General features: G+C 71.1%; 24 protein-coding genes and 1 pseudogene. 9 read left to right on the forward strand and 16 right to left on the reverse strand.

Annotated elements, in window-relative coordinates:
- Positions 1-58 precede the first annotated feature (58 nt).
- From ACRAKI_RS03595 to hppD, 3 genes are all read right to left on the reverse strand, one after another.
- The gene (locus ACRAKI_RS03595; RefSeq protein ID WP_447005620.1) at positions 59-331 is read right to left on the reverse strand and encodes a DUF2277 domain-containing protein; all 273 of its coding nucleotides are present in this window, start codon (positions 329-331) and stop codon (positions 59-61) included.
- Between the two features lie 22 nt (positions 332-353).
- Complete coding sequence (locus ACRAKI_RS03600) at positions 354-584, reverse strand: hypothetical protein (RefSeq protein WP_447005621.1); 231 nt, start codon at positions 582-584, stop codon at positions 354-356.
- A 198-nt stretch (positions 585-782) separates the two neighbouring features.
- On the reverse strand, positions 783-1,964 hold the full coding sequence (hppD, locus tag ACRAKI_RS03605; RefSeq protein WP_447005622.1) for a 4-hydroxyphenylpyruvate dioxygenase: 1,182 nt from the start codon (positions 1,962-1,964) through the stop codon (positions 783-785).
- A 74-nt stretch (positions 1,965-2,038) separates the two neighbouring features.
- Here hppD and ACRAKI_RS03610 point away from each other — a divergent pair, with 74 nt between their 5' ends.
- The gene (locus ACRAKI_RS03610) at positions 2,039-2,533 is read left to right on the forward strand and encodes an Lrp/AsnC family transcriptional regulator (protein ID WP_447005623.1); all 495 of its coding nucleotides are present in this window, start codon (positions 2,039-2,041) and stop codon (positions 2,531-2,533) included.
- An 81-nt stretch (positions 2,534-2,614) separates the two neighbouring features.
- Here the strand turns inward: ACRAKI_RS03610 and greA are convergent, their stop codons facing one another.
- Together greA and ACRAKI_RS03620 are read right to left on the reverse strand one after the other, a co-directional pair.
- Positions 2,615-3,103: a transcription elongation factor GreA gene (greA, locus tag ACRAKI_RS03615; RefSeq protein ID WP_447005624.1), complete on the reverse strand. Its 489-nt coding sequence runs from the start codon at positions 3,101-3,103 to the stop codon at positions 2,615-2,617.
- Positions 3,104-3,294: 191 nt separating this feature from the next.
- On the reverse strand, positions 3,295-3,705 hold the full coding sequence (locus tag ACRAKI_RS03620; protein ID WP_447005625.1) for a DUF4307 domain-containing protein: 411 nt from the start codon (positions 3,703-3,705) through the stop codon (positions 3,295-3,297).
- A gap of 110 nt (positions 3,706-3,815) precedes the next feature.
- Between ACRAKI_RS03620 and mca the strand changes: the two genes are divergently transcribed.
- Positions 3,816-4,697, forward strand: a complete 882-nt coding sequence (gene mca, locus ACRAKI_RS03625) for a mycothiol conjugate amidase Mca (RefSeq protein ID WP_447005626.1) — start codon at positions 3,816-3,818, stop codon at positions 4,695-4,697.
- A complete protein-coding gene (locus tag ACRAKI_RS03630) occupies positions 4,694-5,038 on the forward strand; it encodes a hypothetical protein (protein ID WP_447005627.1) in 345 nt (114 codons plus the stop codon). Before mca ends, ACRAKI_RS03630 begins: the two co-directional genes overlap by 4 nt.
- 15 nt (positions 5,039-5,053) lie before the next feature.
- Here the strand turns inward: ACRAKI_RS03630 and ACRAKI_RS03635 are convergent.
- Positions 5,054-5,776 (reverse strand): annotated as a pseudogene (locus ACRAKI_RS03635) (metallophosphoesterase); the annotation flags it as partial.
- An 80-nt stretch (positions 5,777-5,856) separates the two neighbouring features.
- Between ACRAKI_RS03635 and ACRAKI_RS03640 the strand changes: the two are divergent.
- Positions 5,857-7,824: a thioredoxin domain-containing protein gene (locus ACRAKI_RS03640; RefSeq protein WP_447005628.1), complete on the forward strand. Its 1,968-nt coding sequence runs from the start codon at positions 5,857-5,859 to the stop codon at positions 7,822-7,824.
- A gap of 78 nt (positions 7,825-7,902) precedes the next feature.
- The gene (locus ACRAKI_RS03645) at positions 7,903-8,460 is read left to right on the forward strand and encodes a hypothetical protein (protein WP_447005629.1); all 558 of its coding nucleotides are present in this window, start codon (positions 7,903-7,905) and stop codon (positions 8,458-8,460) included.
- A gap of 67 nt (positions 8,461-8,527) precedes the next feature.
- On the opposite strand, the gene trhA is transcribed toward ACRAKI_RS03645, so the two are convergent.
- Entirely contained in the window at positions 8,528-9,205 is a 678-nt protein-coding gene (gene trhA / locus ACRAKI_RS03650) for a PAQR family membrane homeostasis protein TrhA (protein ID WP_447005630.1), read from the reverse strand.
- Positions 9,206-9,287: 82 nt separating this feature from the next.
- Between trhA and ACRAKI_RS03655 the strand changes: the two genes are divergently transcribed.
- Positions 9,288-10,067 (forward strand): isoprenyl transferase, encoded by a 780-nt coding sequence (locus ACRAKI_RS03655; RefSeq protein WP_447005631.1) that lies wholly within the window; start codon positions 9,288-9,290, stop codon positions 10,065-10,067.
- A gap of 87 nt (positions 10,068-10,154) precedes the next feature.
- Here ACRAKI_RS03655 and ACRAKI_RS03660 read toward each other — a convergent pair whose 3' ends face one another.
- Both ACRAKI_RS03660 and ACRAKI_RS03665 read right to left on the reverse strand, forming a co-directional pair.
- Entirely contained in the window at positions 10,155-10,499 is a 345-nt protein-coding gene (locus ACRAKI_RS03660; protein WP_447005632.1) for a hypothetical protein, read from the reverse strand.
- A gap of 314 nt (positions 10,500-10,813) precedes the next feature.
- The gene (locus ACRAKI_RS03665; RefSeq protein ID WP_447005633.1) at positions 10,814-11,164 is read right to left on the reverse strand and encodes a hypothetical protein; all 351 of its coding nucleotides are present in this window, start codon (positions 11,162-11,164) and stop codon (positions 10,814-10,816) included.
- A gap of 232 nt (positions 11,165-11,396) precedes the next feature.
- Between ACRAKI_RS03665 and ACRAKI_RS03670 the strand changes: the two genes are divergently transcribed.
- On the forward strand, positions 11,397-12,635 hold the full coding sequence (locus ACRAKI_RS03670) for a DUF885 domain-containing protein (RefSeq protein ID WP_447005634.1): 1,239 nt from the start codon (positions 11,397-11,399) through the stop codon (positions 12,633-12,635).
- Between the two features lie 493 nt (positions 12,636-13,128).
- On the forward strand, positions 13,129-14,418 hold the full coding sequence (locus ACRAKI_RS03675; protein ID WP_447005635.1) for a PhoH family protein: 1,290 nt from the start codon (positions 13,129-13,131) through the stop codon (positions 14,416-14,418).
- A 79-nt stretch (positions 14,419-14,497) separates the two neighbouring features.
- Here ACRAKI_RS03675 and ACRAKI_RS03680 read toward each other — a convergent pair whose 3' ends face one another.
- From ACRAKI_RS03680 to pdxR, 6 genes are all read right to left on the reverse strand, one after another.
- Positions 14,498-15,205, reverse strand: a complete 708-nt coding sequence (locus tag ACRAKI_RS03680) for a Pr6Pr family membrane protein (protein WP_447005636.1) — start codon at positions 15,203-15,205, stop codon at positions 14,498-14,500.
- A 32-nt stretch (positions 15,206-15,237) separates the two neighbouring features.
- Positions 15,238-16,005: an ABC transporter permease gene (locus tag ACRAKI_RS03685; RefSeq protein WP_447005637.1), complete on the reverse strand. Its 768-nt coding sequence runs from the start codon at positions 16,003-16,005 to the stop codon at positions 15,238-15,240.
- On the reverse strand, positions 16,002-16,955 hold the full coding sequence (locus ACRAKI_RS03690) for an ABC transporter ATP-binding protein (RefSeq protein WP_447005638.1): 954 nt from the start codon (positions 16,953-16,955) through the stop codon (positions 16,002-16,004). Before ACRAKI_RS03690 ends, ACRAKI_RS03685 begins: the two co-directional genes overlap by 4 nt.
- 27 nt (positions 16,956-16,982) lie before the next feature.
- Entirely contained in the window at positions 16,983-18,422 is a 1,440-nt protein-coding gene (locus ACRAKI_RS03695; protein WP_447005639.1) for a GuaB1 family IMP dehydrogenase-related protein, read from the reverse strand.
- Positions 18,423-18,961: 539 nt separating this feature from the next.
- Complete coding sequence (locus ACRAKI_RS03700) at positions 18,962-20,494, reverse strand: ATP-dependent DNA ligase (protein WP_447005640.1); 1,533 nt, start codon at positions 20,492-20,494, stop codon at positions 18,962-18,964.
- A gap of 48 nt (positions 20,495-20,542) precedes the next feature.
- Positions 20,543-21,913 (reverse strand): MocR-like pyridoxine biosynthesis transcription factor PdxR, encoded by a 1,371-nt coding sequence (gene pdxR, locus ACRAKI_RS03705; protein WP_447005641.1) that lies wholly within the window; start codon positions 21,911-21,913, stop codon positions 20,543-20,545.
- A gap of 78 nt (positions 21,914-21,991) precedes the next feature.
- Here pdxR and ACRAKI_RS03710 point away from each other — a divergent pair, with 78 nt between their 5' ends.
- Entirely contained in the window at positions 21,992-22,903 is a 912-nt protein-coding gene (locus ACRAKI_RS03710; protein WP_447005642.1) for a DMT family transporter, read from the forward strand.
- Positions 22,904-23,008: 105 nt separating this feature from the next.
- Here the strand turns inward: ACRAKI_RS03710 and ACRAKI_RS03715 are convergent, their stop codons facing one another.
- Positions 23,009-24,403, reverse strand: coding sequence for a class II fumarate hydratase (locus ACRAKI_RS03715; protein ID WP_447005643.1), 1,395 nt, complete (start codon positions 24,401-24,403; stop codon positions 23,009-23,011).
- Positions 24,404-24,475 lie beyond the last annotated feature (72 nt).

The following is a 24,475-nucleotide window of genomic DNA, read 5'->3' on the forward strand; positions in this document are numbered from 1 at the left end:
CCGAGCGCGGGGTTCGCGGTGCCCGACCGGAGGACTCGCGGGTTCTGGAGGCGGAGCGTCAGCGGGGGCCGTAGCGAACGGCGGCACGTTCCTTCGCCTTGGCCGCCTCGACCTCGCGGTCACGCGGCGGGGCCTTCGTGACCAGCGACTCGAGCAGCACGCGGGTGGCCTCGGCGACCGCCTCGACAGCGGCGTCGAACGCCTCCTGGTTCGCCGCCGCCGGATGGGTCGAGCCGCTCACCTTGCGCACGTACTGCACGGCCGCCGCACGGATCTCGTCCTCGGACGCGGGCGGCTCGAAGTTGTGGAGGACCCTGATGTTGCGACACATGGTTCCACTATCGCCCACGAGGTCAAGGCTTGACGTCGTACCGCGCGTTCTCCACCCGCGGCACGGCGGGCAGGTCGCTGCCGTCCACGCACCCGCCGACGAACTCGACGACGCCGTCGCGCTCCACGAACCGGCCACCCTCCGCGCAGCCCGCGTGCGCCACCGTGAAGAAGGCCGCGCCGGTCAACGCCATGGCCGTGGCCACCGCTCCGACGAGCGGGATCACCGCGGTGACCCGTGCCGCGAGCGCCATGCCACCCTCCAGGTGAATGCTCTGTGAGATGCCCCCGCTCCGAGAGTACCGGTCCCGGCGCACCTGGTAGGGCATCATCAGCGTTCCGACAGGAACGGGCCGGCCCGGGGGTGCCCGGACCGGCCCGTTGTCGGCACAACGTCGGAGGCGGCCCCGACAGTTCCTGACGCCGCCCCCGATCACCGCCCCGAGCAGTCGCTAGAGGTTGCCCCGGCGGTCCTGCTCGCGCTCGATCGCCTCGAACAACGCCTTGAAGTTGCCCTTGCCGAACCCGAGCGACCCGTGCCGCTCGATCAGCTCGTAGAACACCGTCGGCCGGTCGCCGGTCGGCTTGGTGAAGATCTGCAGCAGGTAGCCGTCCTCGTCCCGGTCGACCAGGATCCGGTGCTCCTTCAGCACCTCGATCGGCACCCGCACCTCACCGATGCGCGCCCGCAGCTCCGGGTCGTCGTAGTACGAGTCGGGCGTCTCCAGGAACTCGACCCCGGCCGAGCGCATCGCGGTCAACGTCGCCACGATGTCGTTCGTCGCCAGCGCGATGTGCTGCACGCCGGCGCCCGAGTAGAACTCCAGGTACTCGTCGATCTGCGACTTCTTCTTCGCCACGGCCGGCTCGTTGAGCGGGAACTTCACCCGGTGGTTGCCGTTGGAGACGACCTTGCTCATCAACGCCGAGTAGTCGGTGGCGATGTCGTCGCCGACGAACTCCGCCATGTTCACGAAGCCCATCACCCGGTTGTAGAACTCGACCCAGTGGTCCATCCGGCCCAGCTCCACGTTGCCCACGCAGTGGTCGACCGCCTGGAACAACCGCTTCGGCGCACCTTCCGGCCGCACGACCGTGCTCTTCCGGACCTCGTACCCCGGCAGGTACGGACCGGTGTACTTCGACCGGTCGACGAGCGTGTGGCGGGTCTCGCCGTACGTCGCGATGGCGGCCACCCGGACGGTGCCGTGCTCGTCGGTGAGGTCGTGCGGCTCTTCGAGGACGGTCGCGCCCTGCGCCCGCGCGTGCGTGACGCACCGGTCGACGTCGGCGACCTCCAGCGCGATGTCGACCACACCGTCACCGTGCTTGCGGTGGTGGTCGAGCAGCGGGCTGTCCGGCCGCACGCCCCCGTTGATCACGAACCGCGCCGAGCCGGACTTGAGCACGAAGGACTTGTGGTCCCGCTGCCCGGTCTCCGGCCCCGCGTACGCGACGAGCTCCATCCCGAACGCCACCTGGTAGAACCACGCGGTCTGGGTCGCGTTGCCGACCACGAAGACCACGGCGTCCAACGAGCGGACGGGGAACGGGTCGCGCGTCCCGTCGTAGTCGACCAGGCCCACGAGTTGGCGGAGCTGGTCGTAGCTCACGTCGTCAAGCTGCTGCGTCATACCTCACAGGATGTGCGCGCTGGTCAGGGTGAGCAACAGCCGTCCGTTTCACTGGTCGTTTTGTACAGTGACCTATGCCTTCGGACTCGCAAGCTGAACACTCTGACCAGGCCGTCGACGCTCTGGACGCACGGCTGTTGCTGCTGCTCACCGACGAGCCGAGGCTGGGCGTGCTGGAGTGCTCGCGACGGCTGGGCGTGGCGCGCGGCACCGTGCAGGCCCGGCTGGACCGGCTGGTGGCGCGCGGCGTGCTGACCGGGTTCCCGCCGGCGCTCGACCTGGCCGCGATGGGCTACGGGCTGACGGCGTTCGCCGTGCTGGAGATCGCGCAGGGGCGGCGGCACGAGGTGTCGCAAGGCCTGGCGGCGATCAACGAGGTGTGCGAGGTGCACGCCACCACCGGGCCGGGTGACCTGTTCGTGCGCGTGGTGGCGAGGTCGAACGCCGACCTGCAGCGGGTGATCGACTCGATCGTCGACGTGCCGGGCGTGCAGCGCCTGTCCACGTCGATCGCGCTCTCGACCCCGGTCCCGCCGCGGGTCCGGCCACTGCTGGAGCACATCGTGTGACGCCGGCGCCGGAGGTCCGACCCGTGCGACAGCAGAAGGGCGGCCACCCCGCGTGGTGGCCGCCCTCCCGATGTCTTGGGGTCAGCCGGAGTACGGCACGGCCTTGATCAATGTGACCTTCATCGTGCTGCCGTTGGGCAGTTCGTACTGGCGGGTTTCACCCTCCTTGGCGCCGAGCAGCGCCTTGCCCAGCGGAGACGAGGGCGAGTAGACCTCCAGCGCTCCGTGCGCGCCCTCCTCGCGAGTGGCGAGCAGGAACTCCTCGGTCTCGTCGTCACCTTCGTAACGCACGGTGAGTACCATGCCGGGTGCCGCGACGCCCGAGACCGTGGGCGCCTCGCCGACCTTGGCGACCCTCAACAGCTCCTGCAACTGCCGGATGCGGGCCTCCTGCTTGCCCTGCTCCTCGCGGGCCGCGTGGTACCCGCCGTTCTCGCGGAGGTCACCCTCTTCGCGACGCGCGTTGATCTCCGCAGCAATGACCGGGCGATTCTCGATCATCTCGTCCAGCTCTCCCTTGAGCCGGTCGTAGGCCTCCTGGGTCAGCCAGGTCACCTCAGTGTCGCTCACGGTCACCAACTCCTTGTCTTGCTCCGGCCCACGGCGTGGGCTGGCAGTTCCCGGGCGCACCAGCCCGGAACGGAAAAACACGGCCCGCGTCGGGGCCGTGCTGATAGGCCAGAGTAACACGCAGGCAACGTTCCACGACGGCGTTTTGTTCCCCGGGCGGCCACTAAACCCCCAGATCACCCGCTTGGCCGCTACCTCGTGGACAGGTACGCCGGAACCTGGTAGGAGCAGCCGAACACCTCACCGGTGACCGGGGGTTTGGACGTCTTCAGCACCGTGGTCGCGCGCACCGTGCCGGCTCCGGGCCGCACCAGGACCTCCCGCCGGCCCGCCTCGTCGCCGTCCTGCGAACGCGCCCGCACGATGCACACGACGGGTTGGTCCGGTGTCTCCCGCACCACCTCGAAGGTGATCTCCACCGCGCCCTCGTCCAGCACCTCGAACGCGGTCTGCTTGGCCTCGACGGGCATGGTGCCGAGATTGCGGTAGCCGACCCACGCGACGACCGCGCCCACCAGCAACGCGATCACGGGGAGTGACCAGCGGGCCCAGCGGGGCAGCGGGCGCCGGGGTTGGCCGTACCGGCCCTCGGGCAGTGCCACTTGCCGACGCCTTCCTGCCCGTGGGGAACAATGTCGCTCGACTGTCGCGTTGAGTGTCGCAGGGGCTGGACCGGTCAGGTCCGGCAGGGGCAAGGAGGAGCACCACCGTCATGGTTGAGAAGCTGCGCCTGATGGCGGTGCACGCGCACCCCGACGACGAGTCCAGCAAGGGTGCCGCGACGATGGCCCGCTACGTGGCCGAGGGCCACGAGGTCATGGTCGTGACCTGCACCGGAGGTGAGGCGGGGAGCATCCTCAACCCCGCCATGGACCGTCCCGAGGTGCTCGCGGACATGGCCGAGGTCCGGCGCGCCGAGATGGCCCGCGCCGCCGAGATCCTGGGTGTCCGGCACCGCTGGCTGGGCTTCGTCGACTCGGGCCTGCCCGAGGGCGACCCGCTGCCGCCGCTGCCCGAGGGCTGCTTCGCCCTCGTGCCGCTGGAGGAGTCCACGCCGCCGCTGGTCGAGGTGATCCGCGAGTTCCGCCCGCACGTCGTCGTCACGTACGACGAGAACGGCGGCTACCCGCACCCCGACCACATCCGCTGCCACGAGGTGTCGGTCGCCGCGTTCGACGCGGCCGGCGACCCCGACCGCTACCCCGACCTGGGCGAGCCGTGGCAGCCGCTGAAGCTGTACTACTCGCACGGGTTCTCCCGCGCGAAGCTGATGGCGTTCCACGAGGCGCTGGTCGCCAAGGGCATCGAGTCCCCGTACGCCGAGTGGCTGGCGGGCTGGGACAAGGACAAGCCGGACGTCATCGAGCGGGTCACCACCCGGGTCGAGTGCGCCGACTACTTCCCGGTGCGCGACGAGGCCCTGAAGGCCCACGCCACCCAGATCGACCCCGAGAGCCGCTGGTTCGCCGTGCCGCTGGAGATGCAGCGCGAGGTGTGGCCGACGGAGGAGTACGAGTTGGCCCGGTCGCTGGTCGACAGCACCGTGCCCGAGGACGACCTGTTCGCGGGCGTCCGGGAGAGGGTGAGCGCGTGACCTCGTTCGACCCCGTGCCGTGGGAGCAGACGACCTCGGTCGTGGTGGTCTCCCAGCCGTCCACGGAGAAGGACCCGGGCGGCCAGCAGGAGGACTTCGGCAAGTCCTCCCCGCTGGGCCTGCTCGTCCTGGTGCTGTTCTTCATCGCGGTGGTCTTCCTGGTCAAGTCGATGAACAAGCACCTGAGGAAGCTGCCCGCGTCGTTCGACAAGCCGGACGCCGAGGCCGATGGTGCTGCCGACGCCGACGCCGACGCCGACGCCGCCAAGCCGGGTGCGAAGCAGGGCGCGAAGACCAAGACCAAGCCGAAGTCCGAGGGTGCCGGCGGCGAGAAGGAGTAGGCCCGCCTACTGCCGGTACCAGACGCGGCGGGCGGGCACGGACGCGATCTCGCGTTCGGGGTAGCGCAGGGCGGTGAGCCTGCCGCCGAACACGCAGCCCGTGTCCAGGCACAGCGTCCCGTTCACCCATTCCGGTTCCTCGACCGGCGTGTGTCCGTAGAGGACCATCGCCGCGCCCCGGTAGTCCCGCGCCCACGGGTAGCGGATCGGGAAGCCCCGGGAGTCGTGCCGGCCGGTGCTCACGCCCCACAACGCCAACGACCGCGTCCGCGCCGACTCACGGCCGTGGTAGCTCTCGGGCAGCCCGGCGTGCGCGATGACGAGCTTGCCGCCGTCCAGCACGAAGTGCGGCACCAGCGAGTCGCAGAACGCCAGCACCTCGGCGCGGAAGCCGGCCGTCTCGCCGGCCAGTTGCTCCATGGACTGCTCCAGCCCGTGGTTGAGCTGGACGGCGTGGCCCTTCAGCGCGCGCACCAGCTTCTCCTCGTGGTTCCCGCGCACCGAGAAGGCGTTCCCGGCCGCCGCCATCGCCATGACCAGCCTCAGCACGCCCGGGGTGTCCGGGCCGCGGTCCACGAGGTCCCCGACGAACACCACCTTGCGCCCGTCGGGGTGGACGCCCCCGCTGGAGTAGCCGAGTTCACGCAGCAGGTGGACCAGTTCGACGTGACAGCCGTGCACGTCGCCGACCACGTCGAACGGGCCGGTCTCGTGGCGGAGGTCGTGCGGTAAGGGTTCGTCGGAGGGCTCCATGCGCACAGTCTGGTCGACCGGCCGCGAGCCATGAGGGAATTGCCGCCGCGAATTACTGTGGAGTCATGAAGAACCGGCTCGCGTCCTCGACCAGCCCGTACCTGCTCCAGCACGCCGACAACCCGGTGCACTGGTGGCCGTGGTCGCCGGAGGCGTTCGAGGAGGCCCGCGAGCGCGGTGTGCCGGTGCTGCTGTCGGTCGGGTACGCGGCGTGCCACTGGTGCCACGTGATGGCGCACGAGTCGTTCGAGGACGAGGCCACCGCGGCGTACATGAACGAGCACTTCGTCAACGTGAAGGTGGACCGCGAGGAGCGGCCGGACGTGGACGCGGTGTACATGGCGGTCACGCAGGCGCTCAGCGGGCACGGCGGGTGGCCGATGACGTGCTTCCTCACGCCCGACGGCGAGCCGTTCTACGCGGGCACGTACTACCCGCCGTCGCCGCGCCAGGGCATGCCGTCGTTCCGCCAGGTGCTCGCCGCCATCGACCACGCGTGGCGGGAGCAGGGCGACGAGGTGCGCGAGTCGGCGGCCGGGATCGTGTCGCAGCTGGCGTTCAAGCCGCTGCCCCAGTCCACTGTGGACGAGGACGTGCTGGCGGGTGCGGTGGTGTCGCTGCTCGGGCACTTCGACCGGGTGAACGCCGGGTTCGGCGGCGCGCCGAAGTTCCCGCCGTCGATGGTGCTGGAGTTCCTGCTGCGCCACCACGAGCGGACCGGGTCGGTGCAGGCGCTGTCGATGGCGCGGGCGACGTGCGACGCGATGGCGAACGGCGGGCTGTACGACCAGCTGGCCGGCGGGTTCGCGCGGTACAGCGTGGACGCGGCGTGGGTGGTGCCGCACTTCGAGAAGATGCTGTACGACAACGCTTTGCTGCTGCGCGCCTACACGCACCTGAGCCGCCGTGACGACAACCCCCGGTACCGGGCGGTGGTGCGGGAGACGGCCGAGTTCCTGCTCCGGGACCTGGGCACGCCGGAAGGCGGGTTCGCGGCGTCGCTGGACGCCGACACCGAGGGCGTCGAGGGGTCCACGTACGTGTGGACGCCCGCGCAGTTGGTCGAGGTGCTGGGGATGGCGGACGGAGCGCGCGCTGCGGCGCTCTACGGCGTGACCGACGAGGGCACGTTCGAGCACGGGTCGTCGACGTTGCGGATGCTCGGCACGCCGGACCCGGAGATCGCCGCCAGGCTGCTGGAGGCGCGTGACCGGCGGCCGCAGCCGGGGCGCGACGACAAGGTCGTGACGGCGTGGAACGGGCTGGCGATCGCGGCGCTGGCCGAGGCGGGCGCGGTGTTCGGCGAGCCCAGGTGGGTCGAGGCAGCGGCGCGGGCGGCGTCGTTGGTGCTGGACGCGCACCTGGTCGACGGGCGGCTGCTGCGCACGTCGCGCAACGGTGTCGCGGGCACGGCGGCGGGCGTGCTGGAGGACTACGGCTGCTTCGCCGACGGCCTGCTGGCGCTGCACCAGGCGACGGGGGACGTGCGGTGGTCCACGGTGGCCGGCGAGCTGCTGGACACCGCGCTGGCCAGGTTCGCGGGGGACGAGCCGGGCGTCTACTACGACACGGCGGACGACGCGGAGGCGTTGGTGCAGCGGCCGTCCGATCCGTCCGACAACGCGAGCCCGTCCGGTGCGTCGTCGTTGGCGTCGGCGCTGGTGACGGCGTCCGTGCTGGGCGGACCGTCGACCTACCGCGACGCGGCCGAGGCGGCTGTCTCCCGGGCCGGGCTCCTGGCCGCCCGTGAGCCCCGGTTCGCCGGGAACTGGTTGGCCGTCGCCGAGGCGATGGCCCTGGGGCCGGTGCAGGTCGCCGTGGTCGGTGACGCACCGGACCTCGTCACCGCCGCGTGGGCCGGTGTGCACGGTGGCGGCGTAGTGGTGGCCGGCGCCCCGGACTCCGCGCCGCTGCTGGCCGACCGCCCCCTGGTGGACGGCGCGCCGGCGGCCTACGTGTGCCACGGCTACGTCTGCGACCGGCCGGTGACGACCGTCGAGGCCCTGACCGAGGCCCTGACCGTCCACCCCTAGCGAACCAGGATTCCGTTCCGGGCTTCCCGGCGTAACGTCGGCATCGACGTAATCATGTAATCAAGGGCGGTGGTTCCGGTGCGACGTGGATGGGGAGGCCGGGGCGGTTGGCAGCAGGCCGACCAGCCCCCGGCGGACGACGCGGCGGCCTGGTTCGCCGGCAGGCTGCCCGACGAGTGGTTCACCGAGGCGCCGGAGGTCACGGTGGACCGCGAGGAGATGCTGGTCGTGGGCACCCTGCCCCCGCTCGCCGGGGAGTTCGCCGACGACGCGGAGCGCGCCGCCGCCGAATCGGGCCGCATCAGCCGGTTCCGCGAGCAGACCAGGGACGAGCGGATCGAGATCGCCCGCCAAGCGGAGCACCGCTACCAGCGGAAGGTCGCTTGGGGTGCGCGGATCGGCGGCACGGAGGAACTGTTCACCACGCTGGCCGTGCCGGTGATGACGCGGCTGCGGCAGCCCGAGCGCAAGGTGCTCGACACCCTGGTGGCGGCCGGTGTGGCCAGGTCCCGTTCAGAGGCCCTGGCGTGGGCCGTGCGCCTGGTGGGCGAGCATGCGGACACCTGGCTCACCGAACTGCGCGAGGCCATGACCAAGGTGGACGACCTCCGAGCCCAAGGCCCCGACCTGACCTGACCCGACGACCCTGCGGTCCCAGATTCTGCGGTCCCAGACCCTGCGGTCCCAGACCCTGCTGGGGCGGTCAGGAGTAGATCGCGAACCAGATGGCGATGTAGTGGCACAGCGCCGCGAGCACCGTCGCCGCGTGGAAGAACTCGTGGTAGCCGAAGACGGCCGGCCAGGGGTTGGGCCAACGGGTCGCGTAGAACACCGCGCCGACCGTGTACAGCAGACCGCCCACCAACAAGAGGACCAGTGCTGCCACGCCCACGTGGTGGAGGAGGTCGGGGAGGACGAAGACCGCCACCCAGCCCAGGGCGATGTAGATCGGCACGCCCAGCCACCGCGGGGCGTGCGGCCAGGCGAGCTTGAGCGTCACGCCGCCCAGGGCGCCGGCCCACACCACGAGCAGCACGACGTTGCCGGTGCCGGGGTCCATCGCGAGCAGTGCGAACGGCGTGTACGTGCCGGCGATGAACACGAAGATCATCGAGTGGTCGAGGCGTTTCATCCACGTCCGCGCCCGCACGCTGACCCAGTTCACCCGGTGGTACAGCGCGCTCACCCCGAACAGGCCGAGCACCGTCGCCCCGTACACGGACGTGGCCAGCGCGGCCTTCGCGGACACGGTGGCCGCCGCCAGGGCGATCAGCGTCGCGCCCGTCGCCACGGAGACGACGAACGACCAGAGGTGCAACCAGCCGCGCAGCCGTGGCCGCAGGGCGGGCTCGGGGGGCTGGGGATGCGGCGACGCGGTCACGCGTCCGAGGTTACGGGAGCGCCGCCGGCCAGGTCAGCACACGACGGCGTGACCGAGCCCACCCGGCGTACGCTCTTCCAGCGTGGGTCTTCGCGAACGGGTCAAGAGCGTCCTGCTCAAAGGTTACGAGTTCCGCCTCAACCGCTGGCTCGACGGCAAGCAACGACCACGCCACGTCGGCGTGGTGCTCGACGGCAACCGCCGCTGGGCGAAGGAGGCGGGTTTCACCGACGTCGCGCACGGCCACCGCGCGGGCGCCCGCAAGATCCTCGAACTGCTCAGCTGGTGCCGTGAGGCCGAAGTCGAGGTAGTGACGCTGTGGATGCTGTCCACGGACAACCTCGACCGCCCGGCCGAAGAACTGGTGCCGCTGCTCGACATCATCGCCGACATCGTGGACGAACTGGCCGAGCCCGGTAACCCGTGGCGCATCCGGCACGTCGGCGCGCTGGACATGCTCCCGACCGAGACCGCCGCCCGCCTGTCCGCGGCCGCCCTGCGCACCAAGGGCCGCACCGGCCTGGAGGTCAACGTCGCGGTCGGCTACGGCGGCCGGCAGGAGATCGCGGACGCCGTCCGCAAGCTGCTCCAGAAGCACGCCGAGTCCGGCGGCACGATCGAGGAACTGGCCGAGGTCCTGGACGTGGACCACATCGCCGAACACCTCTACACGTCCGGCCAGCCCGACCCCGACCTGCTCATCCGCACGTCGGGCGAGCAGCGGCTGTCCGGGTTCATGCTGTGGCAGTCCGCGCACTCCGAGTTCTGGTTCTGCGAGGCCTACTGGCCCGAGTTCCGCCGCACGGACTTCCTGCGCGCCCTGCGCGACTACGCGATCCGGCACCGCCGCTTCGGCTCGTAGCGCCGGCCGGGGAGGTGCCCCGCCAACGCCGAAGAGCGGCGCTCCCCGGTTCGGGAAGCGCCGCCCTTGGCGGACATCAGCGCTGGCTCAGTGGCCGGTGCCCTGACCGTGCTGGTCGTTGTCGTCGTTGTCCGTGTTGACGCACAGGTTCTCGTCGTTGTGCGACAGGATCGGCACAGCGATGACGTTGACCTCGATGTTGCAGACGTTGAGGTTGCTCAGCAGGTCGGAGTCGTTGCCGAAGTTGATCAGACCGAACTGGTCGGCGTAGTCCCCGCCCTCGGCGTCCTCGTAGTACTCGTTCTCCAGCTCGCCGATGGCGGTGTAGTAGTCGCTGCCGTTGTCCGAGTGGTGCGGGGTTGCGAACGCGGGAGAGCCCAGCATCATGAGACCAGCCGCGGCGATGGCGACGGCGCCTGCCTTCTTCAACATGTAGAACACACTCCTCTAGTGGGAATTGATGTGACGCCCAGAACCTCGCTCGTACATTTCGAGAATTCGGGAGTCTGGCGGCTCAGGCGGTTAGCCCTCGCTTCGGTAATTTACCGGCTTGTGTTGCGGATTGCATCCGACCGACACTATCGTGTGAACGCAATATTTTTCCGGTTTAGTTATCGGGCTTGTTCCGGACAACGTGGCACCTGCTCGCGCCGTCCATTGACCGGTATTGCGCACCGGGTATTCCCCGCAGTGGTGTGCGAGCCGCAACCGGTGCACCGGCTGCGGTCCACGGCTCTGGTGCCGACTCAGTTGCCGGTGCTCTGACCGTGCTGGTCGTTGTCGTCGTCGTCCGTGTTGACGCAGAGGCTCGGGTCGTCGTTGTGCGACAGGACCGGAATGGCGATGACGTTGACCTCGATGTTGCAGAGGTTGATGTTGCTCAGGAGGTCGGAGTCGTTACCGAAGTTGATCAAACCGAACTGCTGGGCGTGGTCTCCCTCGTCGTCGTCGGCCCAATCCTGCCAGTGAGCACCCCCGTGCCCCGGGTCGTTCCAGTCGTCGTGGTCGTGCGGCTCGCCGGCGAGGGCGAATGCCGGAGCACCGACCATCATCAGCCCGGCCACGACCGCGGCGACGGTGCTTGCCTTCTTCAGCACTTCACACTCCTACTTTGTGGGTTCCCCCGTCGATCCAGCGCTGCTGGAAGCCCGGATGTGGGTGTCTGACGGGCAAACTACCGAACCAGTTGCCCCGGATGGATCTCCATAACACCATTGTGTGATCCACTGGAGGTGACTGTCCCTCGTTACGGTGTCTTTGTTGGCCACAATTCGTCGGTGGGGTTCCCGTGTGGTAAACCGAGCGGTCATCTCGTATGGTCTTCAGTCCGTGGATGGCGACCGGATCGTGCGCGAGTACCTGCTGCTCTGTTTGCGGCTGGACCGCCTGTCGCCCGGCCTGGTCGACTCGTTCACCGGGGACCGGGCGCTGCGCCGTGCCGTCGACAACGAGTCGAAGCCGCACCCGGCCGCGCTGGCCGACCGCGCCGCGCTGCTGCGCCGCGAGCTGCGGGGCGCCGACCTGGAGCCTGAACGCAAGCGGTTCCTGGACGCACACCTGGTGGCCGCCGAGACCTCCGCGCGCAAGCTCGCCGGGGTGCGGGTCGGCTTCGTGGACGAGGTGCGGGCGTACTTCCAGGTCGACATCCGCCCCGGCCACCCCGACACCTACCGCCGGGCGCACGCCCAGCTGGACGAGCTGCTGCACGGCCCCGGCACGGTGGCCGAACGACTCGCCGACCACCGCGCCCTGGACGCCGTGCCGCCCCACCGGCTCAAGGCCACCGTGCACGCCCTGTCCAGCGCGCTGCGCGACCGCGTCCGGCAGCGGTTCGAGCTGCCCGCGAACGAGGTCGTGGAGTACGAGGTCGTCACCGACAAGCCGTGGAGCGGCTTCAACTACTACCTGGGCGACTTCCGCTCACGGGTGGCGGTCAACGCCGACCTGGGCCACCGGATGTCGAACCTGCCGCACCTCGTCGCGCACGAGTCCTACCCCGGGCACCACACCGAGCACTGCCGCAAGGAAGTCGGCCTGGTCGGCAAGCGCGGCCACGCCGAGCAGTCGCTGTTCCTGATCAACTCGCCGCAGTGCCTGACCGCCGAGGGCATGGCCGAACTCGGCCTGCACGCCGTCGTCGGCGCCGGCTGGGGCCGGTGGACCGAGGGCGTCATGGCCGACCTGGGCCTGCGGATGGACGGCGAACTGGCCGAACGCGTCGAGGGCGCGCTGTCCGGGCTGCTCACCGTGCGGCAGGACGCGGCCCTGATGCTGCACGACCAGCGCGCCCATCCGGATGACGTGGTGGCCTTCCTGTGCCGCTGGCTGCTCGTCCCGGAGCGCCGTGCCCGCCACATGCTGCGCTTCCTCGGTGACCCTCTGTGGCGGGCGTACACGACGACGTACGTGGAAGGCGTGCGCCTGGTCCGCGCCTGGCTGGACTTGCGTGCACCCACGGACACGCTGGGTGACCGGTATGTGAGACTCCTCGATGAACCGCTGACCCCGGCCGCGTTGGCGGAGGAAGTCCGAACGGGCGTGTCCCGGCTGTCCCGCGACCCTGGGTGACGACGCCGTCCACCTTCGGCCGTACGGCTTCTGAGCTGCGTGGACGACCCCGTGTTGCGCCGATGTGACGGCTCCGGTCACCCGCGGGAACCCCACGTGGCCGTCTTTCGGCAGTTTTGCGGCGAAGTGACGAATTGGCGAATCACCTGTGTGGCTGCCTGCATAAGAGGGACCTGCGGAGGTAACTTCCGGTTGGCGGACCGCGTCCACTGCGGGCCGCGCAGGGAGGCCCTGATCGTGGCTGTCGTCGAGTTGCCGGTTCCGCCGGCGGTGATGAGCGCGAGGGGGCCGGCACCCGGCCCTCGTGGTCGGCACGCCTGAGCTAGCGGGGCGTGCCGGTCGATCGGGGTGGTTGCCTGGCCCAGCGAGGAGCGGACGCGGGTGCCGCGTTCGTGAGGGAGTTGCCGTGAACGCACGACGACCCGCGAGCCGTTCCTCAGGCTCATCGCGCAGCACTTCCCGGCGCCGAGGCGCACCGACGAACCACACGTACGTGGTGGACACGTCCGTGCTGCTCTCCGACCCCCTGGCCACCACGCGGTTCGCCGAGCACGAGGTCGTGCTGCCGCTCGTGGTGATCAGCGAGCTGGAGGGCAAGCGGCACCACCCCGAACTGGGCTGGTTCGCCCGGGAGGCGTTGCGACTGCTCGACGACCTGAGGCTCCGGCACGGCAGGCTGGACCACGCGGTGCCGATCGGCGACCAAGGCGGCACCCTGCGCGTCGAGCTCAACCACTCCGACCCGGAGGTGCTGCCCGCGGGCTTCCGCACGGACTCCAACGACGCCCGCATACTGGCCTGCGCGCTCAACCTCGCGGCCGACGGCGACGTCGTCACGCTGGTCACCAAGGACATGCCGCTGCGCGTCAAGGCCGGTGCCGTCGGCCTCGCCGCCGAGGAGTACCGCGCCCACGACGTCACGCTGTCCGGTTACTCCGGGATGTCCGACGTGGACGTGGACCAGTCCGTGGTGGACGCGCTGTACCGCGAGAACGTGATCGACCCGTCGCTGTTCGACCTCGCCCACGTCGCGGAACTGCCGTGCCACAGCGGCCTGCGCATGCTGGCGGGCACGTCGAGCGCGCTGGGCCGGGTCACGCCCGACAAGCAGGTCAGGCTGGTCCGGGGCGACCGCGAGGCGTTCGGGGTGCACGGCCGGTCGGCCGAGCAGCGCGTGGCGCTCGACCTGCTGCTCGACACCGAGGTCGGGATCGTCTCGCTGGGCGGACGCGCCGGCACCGGCAAGTCGGCGCTCGCGCTGTGCGCGGGCCTGGAGGCGGTCATGGAACGCCGCCAGCACCGCAAGGTCGTCGTCTTCCGCCCGCTGTACGCGGTCGGCGGGCAGGAGCTGGGGTACCTGCCCGGGTCCGAGAGCGAGAAGATGCAGCCGTGGGCGCAGGCGGTGTTCGACACCCTCGGCGCGCTGGTCAGCCAGGACGTCGTCGAGGAGGTCATGGACCGCGGCATGCTGGAGGTCATGCCGCTGACCCACATCCGCGGCCGGTCGCTGCACGACTCGTTCGTCATCGTGGACGAGGCGCAGTCGCTGGAGCGCAACGTGCTGCTCACCGTGCTGTCGCGGCTGGGCACCAACTCGCGGGTGGTGCTGACGCACGACGTCGCGCAGCGCGACAACCTGCGCGTCGGGCGGCACGACGGCGTCGCGGCGGTCATCGAGAAGCTGAAGGGCCACCCGCTGTTCGCGCACGTCACGCTGACGCGGTCGGAGCGTTCACCGATCGCCGCGCTGGTCACCGAGATGCTGGAGGACTACGCGTCCTGACGTCCGGACCCGGACGGAACGCCTCCCCGGTCCCCGTGACCGGGGAGGCGTTCCGTCCTGTTCCCCAGGCAGGTGTCGTTCAGGCCGGTGTCGGCCTCAGCTTGGCGTCCAGGAGCTTCGCGACCAGCGCGAGGACGACGGCGACGACCAGCACCAGCAGCGCGTTGCGCAGCGCGACGGCGAAGCCCAGCGCGGTCGCGTCGAGGAAGGGGTACGGGTACCAGCCGGTGATCGCGCCGTGGACGAACGTGTAGGCGATCCACAGCACGGGCCAGAGGAGCAGCGCCCTGGCGACGGTGGCCCGGTCGACGCGCGGACGCGGGCCGAACAGCAGCCACCCGAGCACGGCCATCAGCGGCGCGAGGCGGTGGAAGCCGAGGTTCACCCACCAGGCCACACCGACCGGGTGAACCAACGGCGCGAGCACGAGGTCGAACACGATGCCGGTGATCGCGATGCCCAGCAGGGCGTCCAGCCGGGCCACCCGCCAACCACGACCGTCCCGCCGCGGGTTCAGCACCAGCGTGAGCGACACGGCGAGCACGAACAGGTTGCTCTGGATGGTGAAGTAGCTGAACAGGCGCAGCAGCCGGACACCGAGCGGAGCCTGCGCCTCGGCGTGACCCGAGTTGACGTCCGCCCCACCGGTGAACAACAGCACCAGTTGGGTGATCAGGGCCGCGGCGATCACCGCAGCCAGCACCGCGTGCCACACCCGTGAGCCGGTGCGCCAAGCGGCGGACGTCCGTGGCGCACCGGTGCCCGCGTGGGCGGCCCCTGTGCTCATCGCCCGATCATCCGGCCGGGAGCGCGGTCCTGCTAGTCGAGCGCCCGGCGCATGAAGCCGCGGATGCCCAGCGCGCCGAAGCCCAGGATCGCCCCGACCAGCACCAGGAAGCACACCCACAGCGGCATGTGCTCGACGTGCGGCACCAGCACGGCACGCATGCCCTCGCTGACGTAGGTGAGCGGGTTCAGCGCGCACAGCACCTGGAACCAGCGCAGGTTGTCCAGCGCCGGCCACGGGAACTGGGCCGAGCCGGTGAACAGCAGCGGCGTCAGGATCACCGCGAACATCACGGTGATGTGCCGCGCCGGCACCGACGTGCCGATGACCATGCCCACCGCAGCGCCCGCCAGCGAGCCCAGGACGATCACCACGAAGGCCATCGGCAGCCCGGACACCGGCCAGTCGATGTCCAGCATGAGGAACCCGATCGGGACCATCAACACCGCCGCGAGCAGCCCGCGCACCGCGCCGAACACCATCTTCTGCACCGCCACCAGCGGGATCGGGATGGGCGCCAGCAGCCGGTCCTCGATCTCCCGCGTCCACGAGAAGTCCAGCACCAGCGGCAGGGTCGTGTTCTGCAACGCGCCCAGGAACCCGTTCATCGCCACGATGCCGGGCAGCAGCACGGCGGCGAAGTCGTCCTGCACGTACCCGATGTCGCCGAGCACCTTGGCGAAGATGAACAGGATGAAGAACGGCTGGATGATCACCTGTGCGAGGAAGCTCGGCAGCTCCCGGCCGGTGACGAAGACGTCCCGCCACATGAGGGCGTTGAACGTGCGCAACGACGTCATCGCAGCTCCCGGCCGGTCATGTGGATGAAGACGTCTTCCAGGCTCGGCGTGCCGATGGACAGGTCCGTGACCGGTGTGCCGAGCCGTTCGAGCGTGCGCAGCACCTCCGGCAGCGCCACGGGGGGCGCGACGTCCGTGTAGAGGCGGAACATGTTCTCCACGTGCTCCACGCGTTGCACGCCCTCCACCTTGGCCAGCCCTTCGGTCACCGGATCGGGTCCGGTGCCGTTCAGCCTGACGGTGACGCTGAGCGTCGTGCTGCCCGGCAGGGTCTTGGTCAGCTCGCCGGGGGAGTCCAGCGCGAGCAGCTTGCCGTGGTCGACGATGCCGACCCGGTCGCACAGCTTCTGCGCCTCGTCCATGTCGTGCGTGGTGAGCACCACCGTGACGCCGTCCGCGCGCAGGGCGGCCACCCGGTCGTGCACGAACAGCCTCGCCTGCGGGTCCAAGCCGGTCGACGGCTCGTCCAGGAACAGCACCTTCGGCCGGTGCATCAGGGAACGGGCGATCATCAGCCGCTGCGCCTGGCCGCCGGAGAGCTTGTCCACCAGGCTCGTCGCGTGGTCCTTCAGCCCCATCCGGTCCAGGACGTCGTCGGCCAGCCTGAGCCGTTCGCCCCGGCCGATGCCGTGGTAGGCGGCGTGGAACAGCAGGTTCTGCCGGACGTTCAGCGCCCGGTCCAGGTTGTTGCGCTGCGGCACCACGGCGAGCAGTTGGCGGGCCCGCTGCGAGTCCGCGACCACGTCCACGCCTTCCACCAAGGCCCGGCCTGACGTCGGCCGGACCCTGGTGGTCAGCACGCCCACGGTGGTCGTCTTGCCCGCCCCGTTCGGACCGAGGAGGCCGAACACCTCACCCCTGCGGACCGCGAAGCTCAGCCCGTCCACCGCCGGTGTCCGGCCCTTCTTGTAGACCTTCACCAGGTCCGTCACCGCTACGGCTTCGTCCACCGCGCCAGCCTAATCGGGGTGGTCCGGTCACCAGCCGGACGGGAGCGGGCGGCCCTCGGCGAACCCGGCGGCGCTCTGGATGCCGAGGGTCGCCTTCGCGTGGAACTCCTCCAGCGTCTGGGCGCCCGCGTAGGTGCAGGCGCTGCGGACACCGGCCGTGATGGAGTCGAGCAGGTCCTCGACGCCGGGGCGGATCGGGTCAAGGCGCATGCGCGAGGTGGAGATGCCCTCCTCGAACAGGCCCTTCTTGGCGCGCTCGAAGACGTTGTCCGTGCGGGTGCGCGCGGACACGGCCCGCTTCGACGCCATGCCGAAGGACTCCTTGTAGAGGCGGCCCTGTTCGTCGCGCTGGAGGTCGCCGGGGGATTCGTAGGTGCCCGCGAACCAGGAGCCGACCATCACGCTGGCGGCGCCCGCGGCGAGGGCGAGGGCCACGTCGCGCGGGTGGCGGACGCCGCCGTCGGCCCAGACGTGCTTGCCGAGCCTGCGCGCTTCTTCGGCGCACTCGGCGACGGCGGAGAACTGCGGGCGGCCGACGCCGGTCATCATGCGGGTGGTGCACATGGCGCCGGGGCCGACGCCCACCTTGACGATGTCCGCGCCCGCTTCGACCAGGTCGCGGACGCCTTCGGCGGTGACGACGTTGCCGGCGACGACCGGGACGGTGGGGCGGGCCTCGCGGACGGCCTTGAGGGCGGCGATCATCTTCTCCTGGTGGCCGTGCGCGGTGTCCACCACGAGGGTGTCGACGCCGGCCTGGAGGAGTTGCTCGGCCTTGGCGGTGACGTCGCCGTTGACGCCGATGGCGGCGGCGACGCGAAGCGTGTTCGCGTTGTCGAGGGCGGGTTGGTAGACGTCGGCGCGGAGGGCGCCCAGGCTGGTCATCACGCCCCTGAGGCGGCCGTCGCCGTCGACACCGAGCGCGACCCGCTGGGTACCGTCGTGGAGCCGTTCGAAGACGTCACGCGGAGGGGTGTCCAACGGGAGGGTGACGATCCGGTCGTCGGCCACGTCGTGCAACCGCGTGAACCGATCGACGCCCGCGCACGCCGCCTCGTCCACGACGCCCGTGGGGCGGCCGTCGTCATCGACCACCACCACCGCCCCGTGCGCGCGTTTGTGCAGGAGGTTGACGGCGTCGGCGACCGAGTCGTCGGGGTGGAGGGTCAGCGGGGTGTCCCAAACGGGGTGGCGGGCCTTCACCCACTGGACGATCTCGGCGACCGCCTGCGGCGCCACGTCCTGGGGCAGCACCACCAGCCCGCCGCGCCGCGCCACGGTCTCCGCCATCCGGCGTCCCGCCACCGCGGTCATGTTCGCGACCACGATCGGGATCGTCGCCCCCGTGTTGTCCGAGGTCGACAGGTCGACGCCGAACCTCGACTCCACGGCCGACCGGCCGGGCACGAGGAAGACGTCGTCGTAGGTCAGGTCGTAGCTGGGCCGATGCCCTTCGATGAACCGCACGAGACCTTGATACCCGCGTCGGGGCGAATTCGCCCCGGTTGTGCGCACCAAAGCGCCGTCGCTACGGGGTCTGCGGTTGTCGATTCACCCAAAGCCCGCATTACGGCGGCTCCGGTTGGCACGCGGGGTTGCGGTGCGCGTGCGGGTAGTGAGGCCCGTGCGGTGTGGCCGGTGCGGGTGTGAGGCGGGTGTGGCGGACGTGCTGCGGGCGTTGGGTGCTGGATGCGGGTCGGCAGGGCGGCGGCCCCGTCGAGGCGCTTGGGCCCGGCGGGCGCGGTGCGACAGGTCCGGTGCGGCGGGCGCGGTGCGGCAGGTCCGGTGCGGCAGGCGTGGAGCGGTGGGCCGGGCAGTGCTGGGTGAGGTGGCGGTCGTGCCGCGGTCGCGGTCGTGGGTGGGCCGTGGCTAGTGGTCCGTGGAGTGGTGGTGGTGCCGTGGAGCGGGTGGGTGCCGTGGGGTGAGGTGTGTGGCGGGGTTGGTTGGTCTCCGTCTCGTTCAACCGAGGTGTGGTAACGGTGTTTCCGTACATTTCCGGGCGATGATCACCCGATCGTGTTTGGGTCTGCCTGGGTCTCCGCACGTCGTGGCAAGAGCGAGCGGACTGCGTCGATCGTGTCCGCCTCGCCCGCGTCCTTGTCCGGCCGGTACCTCAGGACCCGTGCGAACCGCAGTGCCACCCCGCCAGGATATCGAGGGCTGACCTGCGCACCGTCCAATTCGATCTCTATCACCAGGTCGGGTCTGACCATGACCACCCAGTCCGACTTCTCCGTCGCCCTCGCCATCAGCTCGCGCGTCTGCCACGCCAGCAACTCGTCCGTCAGCCCCTTGAACGTCTTCCCCACCATGATCGGCGGCCCGCCGTCCGGATCGCGCGCCCCCAGGTGCAGGTTCGACAGCAACCCCTTCCGCCGCCCACTACCCCACTCGACGCCCAGCACCACCAAGTCGAGCGTGTGCACCGGCTTCACCTTCTGCCACGCCCGCCCACGCCGCCCCGCCGCGTACACCGACTCCAGCGCCTTCACCATCACGCCCTCGTGACCGGCGGCCAGCGACTCCGCCAGCACCTCCGCCGCCTGGTCGTCCGTCGGCCCCACCACACCGGGGATGACGTGCGAGCCCGCCACCGAGCGCAACGCGTCCAAGCGCGTGCTCAGCGGCTCGTCCAGCAGGTCGACCCCGTCCAGGTGCAGGCAGTCGAAGAAGAACGGGCTCAGCAGCAGCTCCCGAACGTCCTGCGCCCCGAACCTGCTCATCGTCTCCTGGAACGGCCGGGGCTTGCCGTCGTCGTTCAGCGCCAGCGTCTCCCCGTCCAGCACCACCGACCGGCACGGCAGCCCGCGCGCCAGCGCCACCAGCTCCGGCACCGTCCCCGTGATCTCGCGCAACGTCCGCGTGAAGATCCGGACCTCGTCCCCCGACCGGTGCACCTGGATCCGCGCGCCGTCGAGCTTGTGCTCCACCACGCACGGCCCCGTCTCGACCACCGCGTCGGTCAGCGACTCCGCCGGCGACGCGAGCATCGGCCGCACCGGACGGCCCACCTCCAACCGGAACGCACCCAGAGCCTCCTCACCTGCCATCGCGGCCACGGCGGTCTCGGGCAGCGAGCCGGAGAGCATGAACGCCCGCCGCACCGCCTCGCCGGGTACGTCGGCGGCACGGGCGATCGCGTCCAGCATCACCCCTTCGAGGGCACCTTGACGCAGTTCCCCGGTCAGCAGCCGACGCAGGAAGTCCTGTTCGACCTCGGTGGCTCTGCCGAACAGGTCGGTCAGCAGAGCCGCGCGCCTGGCCGTCGACCCCTTGCCGCTCGTCGACGCGATCGCGCCCAACGCCGAGTCCACGTCGGACACCGTGAGGGAAGGCTCCTGCGCAGGCGGAACGGCCAGGTCGAACACGGTGCGCCAGCCCGCGCCGATACGCCCCTGGCTGGGCACGCCGACCAGGAACGACACCACCGCGGACGTGGTCATCCGGCGCACCAGTTCGGCCAGGGCGGCGACCTTGGCCAGGCGGGAGCGCGTCGCCGCCACCGCGGCGGACGTCTCGACGACTTCGCTGAACAACACGTCGACCATGGTGCACCCGACCACCGACAAAAACCGGCCGGCACCGGGTCAGGCCGCGGCGCGCAGCTCCCGGACGGCCTCCCGCAGCCGGTCCGGCGTCAGCGCCGCGTACCCGAGCACCAACCCGGGGAACGTCGGCGTGCGGGCGTAGTTCGCCAAGGCCGGCGCGTTGACCCCGCGCCGCGCCAGCCGGGCCTGCAACCCACGGTCGTCGGTCCCCTCCGGCAGCCGCACGACCACGTGCAGACCGGCCGCCACGCCGATCGGCTCCCAGTCCGGCAGAACGCCCCGCAGCTCGTCCAGCAGGGCGTCCCGCCGCGCCCGGTACAGCTGACGCGTCCGGCGCAGGTGCCGGTCGTACCCGCCGGTGCCGAGCAGCCGGGCGAACGCCGCCTGGTGCAACGTGCCGGTGCCCAGGTCGTCCAGGCGCTTCCGCTCCACCACGACGTCGCGCAGCGCGGCAGGCAGCACCAGCCACCCCAGCCGCAACGCCGGCGCCAGGACCTTGCTCGCACTGCCCTGGTACACCACGCGCGTCGGGTCGAGCGCCTGCATCGCACCCAGCGCCGGCCGGTCGTACCGGTGTTCGGCGTCGTAGTCGTCCTCCACCACCACCCCGTCGCACGCGCGCGCCCAATCGAGCAGGGCACGCCGACGCGTCGGGTGGAGCACGACACCCAACGGGAACTGGTGCGCGGCCGTGACCAAGACCGCACGGCAGTCCGTTGTGGACAGGACGTCGACGCGGAGTCCCTTGTCGTCGACGGGGATCGGGCGGGTGGTCAAGTCGTGTGACGTCAGCATCGCCGCCGCGCCGGGGTGGCTCGGCTCCTCGATCGCCACGCTGCGGTGCCCGGCCGCGTGCAGGACCCGTCCCAGCAAGGAGATCCCCTCGGCCGCCCCGTTCGTGACGACCACTTCGGACGGTCGCGCCGCCACCGCCCGCACCCGGCCCAGGTAGTCCGCCAGCTCGCGCCGCAACGGTCCGAAGCCGGCCGGATCGGGGTAGCCGAGGTCGTCCGCGGACAGGTCCGCCAGCGCCGTCTTCTGCGCCTGCAACCACTCCTCGCGCGGGAACGCGCTCAACGCGGGCACGCCGGGCCGCAGGTCGTACCGGAACTCGGGGGCGGCTGCCGGTTCGTCGGCGACCGCGCCCGGCCACGTGCAGGTGGCCGCGACGGTGGTGCCCGAGCCGCGCCGCGCGGTCAGGTAGCCCTCACCGACGAGCTGCTCGTACGCGGACGTGACGGTGCCGCGGGCGACGCCGAGCTGGGCCGCGAGGTCCCGGCTCGACGGCAGGCGGGTGCCGGGCGCGAGCCGGCCGTCCCGCACCGCACGGCGCAGCTCGGACTCCACCGCGCGCCGGCCGTTCGCGGCGGGAAGGAGGAGTTCGCGGTAAGTGGTCCAGTTGGTGGCCATCGAAGTGGAGCTTAAACCTGGACCACTGGTCGAGCAGAGTCGTCCACCATGAGAACCGCGTCGATGAGGACCACGTCCGTGAGGACCACGAGGAGCGCGATCGCATCCGGTGCCCTGACGTCGGTGATCGTGGGCGCGTCCGTGCCGGTGACCGGGATGCTCCAGGCGTACCCGCTGCTCACGGGGCAGGCGATGCGCTACGCGCTGGGCGCGGTGGTGCTGCTCGGGTGGATCCGGCTGCGGGGCGGGCGGCTGCCGGTGCCGGGACGGCACGACTGGCCGGCGCTGATCGGGCTGGTGACGACCGGGATGCTCGGCTTCACGGCGTGCGTGCTGTACGCGCAGCGGTACGCCGAGCCGGGGTTCGTCGCGGCCATGCTCGGTGCGAGCCCGTTGGTGCTGGCGCTGGTCGCGCCGCTGGCGGTGGGGCGGAGACCGGCCGTTCCGGCGGTGGTGGGGGCGCTGGTCGTGGTCGGCGGGGTGGTGGTGCTGTCCGGCGGCGGGTCGTGGCACGGGCCGGGGTTGGTGCTGGCGCTGTTGACGATGGCGGGCGAGGTGTCGTTCACCCTGTTCGCGGTGGGGGTGGTGCGGCGGCTGGGCGGGGTGGCGGTCGCGACGTGGTGCTGCCTGCTCGCGGCCGTGGCCGGTGCGGTGCTGGGGACGGTGTTCGGCGGGTGGCAGGTGCCTACGGTGCGGGAGGGCGCGGCGCTGGCGGTGCTCGGGGTCGTGCTGACGGCGTTGGCGTTCGGGCTCTGGTACTTCGCGGTGGCGCGGTTGGGCGCGGACCGGGCCGGGGTGCTGATCGGGTTGATGCCTGTGGCGGGGCTGGGGGCGTCGGTCGCGTTGGGGGCGCAGGAGCTGACGGCGGTGGCGTTGCTGGGTGCGCTGGTGGTGGCGTGCGGTTGCGTGATCGGGCTGCGGGGGCGGTCGGCCGCCGACCGACCGCCCCTGACCGACCCGGACGCCCGGCTCGCGCGTTCCGAGCGTTGAACCCGGGTGTTCCGAACGCAGGACTCACGCGACGGGAACGGAGGATCCGTGGTGTCTGAGTGGGGGACTCGGGGTGTCTGAGTGGAGGACTCGCGGGTGGTGGGGTTAGCGGTTGCCGTTGGCCATGCGGAGGACGTCGAGGGCCTCGTCCAGCTGGGCCTCGGTGAGCTTCGCCGGGACGTGGCCGCGCTCGATCACCACCTCGCGGATCGTCTTGCGCTCCTTGAGGGACTGCTTGGCGATCGACGCGGCCTCCTCGTAGCCGAGGTGGCGGTTCAGGGGGGTGACGATGGACGGGGACGACTCGGCGTACTCGCGCATCTGCTCCACCTGCGGCGCGGCGCCGACGAGGACCTTGTCCGCGAGGAGCCGGGCCACGGCGGCGAGGAGGCGGGACGACTCCAGGACGTTGCGGGCGATCACGGGCAGCATCACGTTCAGCTGGAAGTTGCCCTGCGACCCGGCGAACGCCACCGCCGCGTCGTTGCCAATCACCTGCGCCACCACCATCATCGCGGCCTCGGGGATCACCGGGTTCACCTTGCCCGGCATGATCGACGAGCCCGGCTGGAGGTCGGGCAGCGCCAGCTCGCCCAAGCCGGTGCGCGGCCCGGAGCCGAGCCAGCGCAGGTCGTTCGCGATCTTGTACAGGCCCACGGCGGTGGCGCGCAGCTGGCCCGAGATCTCCACCACGCCGTCCTGCGTCGCCTGGGCCTCGAAGTGGTCGCGCGCCTCGGTCAGCGGCAGGCCGGTCACGGACGCCAGTTCGGCGGAGACGGCGGCGCCGAAGCCCGCCGGGGCGTTCAGGCCGCTGCCCACGGCCGTGCCGCCGATCGGCAGCTCCGCCAGCCGGGGCAGCGACGACGCCAGGCGCTCGACGCCGTAGCGGACCTGGGTGGCCCACGCGCCCGCCTCTTGGCCCAGGGTGATCGGCACCGCGTCCATCAGGTGCGTGCGACCCGACTTCACCAGGGACGTCCAGTCCGCGGCACGGGCGTCCAGCACCGAGAGCAGGTGCTCCAGAGCCGGGATCACGTCCCGCGCCACTGCCTCCGTCGCCGCGACCCGCAACGTCGTGGGGAACGTGTCGTTGGACGACTGCGACGCGTTGACGTGGTCGTTCGGGTGCACGTCGCGGCCCAGTGCGCGGGTGGCGAGGGTGGCGATGACCTCGTTCGCGTTCATGTTCGACGACGTGCCGGACCCGGTCTGGAACACGTCCACCGGGAAGTGGGCGTCGTGCTCGCCGGCGGCGACGGCGTCGGCCGCCGACGCGATGGCCGAGGCGACTTCGGGGTCCAGCACCCCCAGCCGCTCGTTCACCCGGGCCGCGGCGGCCTTCAGCAGGCCGAGCGCGCGGATCTGGGCGCGTTCCAGGCCTCGGCCCGAGATCGGGAAGTTCTCCACCGCGCGCTGCGTCTGCGCACGCCACAGCGCGTCGACCGGCACCCTGACCTCGCCCATGGTGTCGTGCTCGACGCGGTACTCCTGTTCAGCCATGCCACCGAGTCTGGACCGGCCCGCCCCGCCCGGCCCGACACGGGGTGGGAAGAGTGGGCTCGAACACCTAAG

This window comes from Saccharothrix isguenensis (genome assembly GCF_052936305.1).

What these genes read in the sequence shown, in the direction of transcription:
- ACRAKI_RS03595 (WP_447005620.1), bottom strand. Translation starts at nt 331, where the DNA reads ATGTGTCGCAACATCAGGGTCCTCCACAACTTCGAGCCGCCCGCGTCC.
- ACRAKI_RS03600 (WP_447005621.1), bottom strand. Translation starts at nt 584, where the DNA reads ATGGCGCTCGCGGCACGGGTCACCGCGGTGATCCCGCTCGTCGGAGCG.
- hppD (WP_447005622.1), bottom strand. Translation starts at nt 1,964, where the DNA reads ATGACGCAGCAGCTTGACGACGTGAGCTACGACCAGCTCCGCCAACTC.
- ACRAKI_RS03610 (WP_447005623.1), top strand. Translation starts at nt 2,039, where the DNA reads ATGCCTTCGGACTCGCAAGCTGAACACTCTGACCAGGCCGTCGACGCT.
- mca (WP_447005626.1), top strand. Translation starts at nt 3,816, where the DNA reads ATGGTTGAGAAGCTGCGCCTGATGGCGGTGCACGCGCACCCCGACGAC.
- ACRAKI_RS03640 (WP_447005628.1), top strand. Translation starts at nt 5,857, where the DNA reads ATGAAGAACCGGCTCGCGTCCTCGACCAGCCCGTACCTGCTCCAGCAC.
- ACRAKI_RS03660 (WP_447005632.1), bottom strand. Translation starts at nt 10,499, where the DNA reads ATGTTGAAGAAGGCAGGCGCCGTCGCCATCGCCGCGGCTGGTCTCATG.
- ACRAKI_RS03680 (WP_447005636.1), bottom strand. Translation starts at nt 15,205, where the DNA reads ATGAGCACAGGGGCCGCCCACGCGGGCACCGGTGCGCCACGGACGTCC.
- ACRAKI_RS03685 (WP_447005637.1), bottom strand. Translation starts at nt 16,005, where the DNA reads ATGACGTCGTTGCGCACGTTCAACGCCCTCATGTGGCGGGACGTCTTC.
- pdxR (WP_447005641.1), bottom strand. Translation starts at nt 21,913, where the DNA reads ATGGCCACCAACTGGACCACTTACCGCGAACTCCTCCTTCCCGCCGCG.
- ACRAKI_RS03715 (WP_447005643.1), bottom strand. Translation starts at nt 24,403, where the DNA reads ATGGCTGAACAGGAGTACCGCGTCGAGCACGACACCATGGGCGAGGTC.